This is a genomic window from Sphingobium phenoxybenzoativorans (assembly GCF_001757355.1).
GTDB lineage: Bacteria > Pseudomonadota > Alphaproteobacteria > Sphingomonadales > Sphingomonadaceae > Sphingobium > Sphingobium phenoxybenzoativorans.
This window is the reverse complement of record NZ_MINO01000170.1, coordinates 1-1,887: the sequence shown is the minus strand read 5'-3', so window position 1 is coordinate 1,887 and position 1,887 is coordinate 1. Positions and strand designations below refer to the sequence as shown.

Below are 1,887 nucleotides of genomic sequence, written 5' to 3'. Positions count from 1 at the left end.
GAGACTCGGCCCGACGCGCATGCGCGCCTCGCTCTGCGACAGCGACGCCCAATAGGGGAGCTTCTTCTTGGCCTGCCCCTGCGCCGGCGCCGCGATCATCAACGACACCCCCAGCAGCACGGCCAAAGCCGCGACCTTCTCCTGCCCGTTCATCACCGCATCACTTTCCGCCATTCACCGGCCGTCATTCACGGGCCGTCATTCACCGGGGTTCGCGCCCCTGCGCGCATCCTTGCCGAATGTCCGACTCCCGCACAACTGCCGATCGCATCCTTTATTGCCTTGACCTGCCCCCCGCCACCAGCATAGCGCCTTCACCATGCCCAGACGAGAACGCCCGGCTACTCCAAAGGTCATCGTGACCCGCCGCCTGCCACCCTCCGTGGAGGCGCGGATGGGCGAATTGTTCGAGACGCGCTTCAATGTCGAGGACAGGCCGATGAACCGCGCGGAACTGGCCGCCGCAATGGCCGATTGCGACGTTCTTGTCCCGACCGTCACTGACCAGATCGATGCCGACCTGCTCGCCCAGGCGCCGGACCGGCTGCAGCTTCTCGCCAGTTTCGGCAATGGCGTCGACCATATCAACCTGAAGGCCGCGCGGAAGCGGCGGATCATCGTCACCAACACGCCCGGCGTGCTGACAGAGGATACCGCCGACATGACGATGGCGCTGATCCTGTCCGTTCCCCGCCGTCTGGCAGAGGGCGAGAAGCTGATCCGGTCCGGCGCCTGGGGCGGCTGGAGTCCCTCCGCCATGCTCGGCCACCGGATCGGCGACAAACGGCTCGGCATTGTCGGCATGGGCCGCATCGGTCAGGCCGTCGCCCGCCGCGCCCGCGCGTTCGGCCTGTCCATCGCCTATCATAACCGCCACCGCCTGCCCGAAGCGGTGGAGGCGGAGACCGGCGCTGTCTATCACGCCGATCTGGACGACCTGCTGCGGGAAAGCGACATCCTCTCGGTCCACTGCCCGCTCAATGCAGAGAGCAAGGGGTTGATCGACGCGGCGAAACTCGCGCTGCTGAAACCCAGCGCCTATGTCATCAACACCTCCCGCGCCGAAATCGCGGATGAGGGCGCGTTGATCGATGCGCTGGAAACCGGCCGGATCGCTGGCGCTGGCCTTGACGTCTATGCCCATGAGCCGGCGGTGGACCCCCGGCTGCTGGGCCTCTCCAACGTCACGCTGCTGCCGCATATGGGTTCCGCAACCTTCGAAGGGCGCGAAGCGACCGGCGCGCGCGTCATCGCCAATATCCGCACCTGGGTCGATGGCCACCGCCCGCCCGATCAGGTGCTGGAGGGCTGGATTTAACAAGCAGCCGGACGGAGGGTTCATCCCTTCGCCATGGCGTCATGATGCAAGGGGGAACGGGGGTCCATGCGTCTTGTCCTGCCTGTCCTTGCCCTGATCGCCCTCGCCTTCCCGGCCCCCGCCATGGCGCAGGTGCAAGTCGCCGACAGCGGCGACACCGCCTGGATGCTGATCTGCACGGCGCTTGTGCTGTTCGCCGCCATTCCGGGCCTCGCCCTGCGCTTTGCGGGCGCGGTCCCCGCCCGTGACGCATCCGCCGCGATGGCGCGGGTGGTGATCGCAGCAGCCATCGTCGCTTTGCTGTGGGCGGCGGCGGGCAATATGCTCGCCTATGCGCCCGGCCCGCTCTGGTTCGGCGACCTGCGCCACGTCTCCCCCCAGGACATGGCGGCGCTCCGTCCCGGCATGACGATCCCGGAAATTGCCTTCCTCTTTTTCCAGCTATCCGTCGCCTCCATGGCCTGCGGCCTGCTGGCCGGGGCCTTTGGCGGTTACCGTCTGCTGCCAGTCACGCTGCTGGTCATGCTGTGGCTGTTGCTGGTCTATACGCCTGTCGTGCGGGCCGTATC

Annotated in this window: 1 protein-coding gene and 2 pseudogenes; 2 read left to right on the top strand and 1 reads right to left on the bottom strand. The window is 67.0% G+C overall.

Annotated features, from left to right (window positions below):
- Window positions 1-153 (bottom strand): annotated as a pseudogene (locus BHQ40_RS27075) (SH3 domain-containing protein); the annotation flags it as partial.
- Window positions 154-319: 166 nt separating this feature from the next.
- Between BHQ40_RS27075 and BHQ40_RS24620 the strand changes: the two are divergent.
- Together BHQ40_RS24620 and BHQ40_RS24615 are read left to right on the top strand one after the other, a co-directional pair.
- Window positions 320-1,318 carry a 2-hydroxyacid dehydrogenase gene (locus BHQ40_RS24620; protein WP_070158300.1) on the top strand — a complete coding sequence of 333 codons (999 nt, stop codon included), beginning with the start codon at window positions 320-322 and terminating at the stop codon, window positions 1,316-1,318.
- Between the two features lie 66 nt (window positions 1,319-1,384).
- A pseudogene (locus BHQ40_RS24615) lies at window positions 1,385-1,887 on the top strand (ammonium transporter); the annotation flags it as partial.

What these genes read in the sequence shown, in the direction of transcription:
- BHQ40_RS24620 (WP_070158300.1), top strand. Translation starts at nt 320, where the DNA reads ATGCCCAGACGAGAACGCCCGGCTACTCCAAAGGTCATCGTGACCCGC.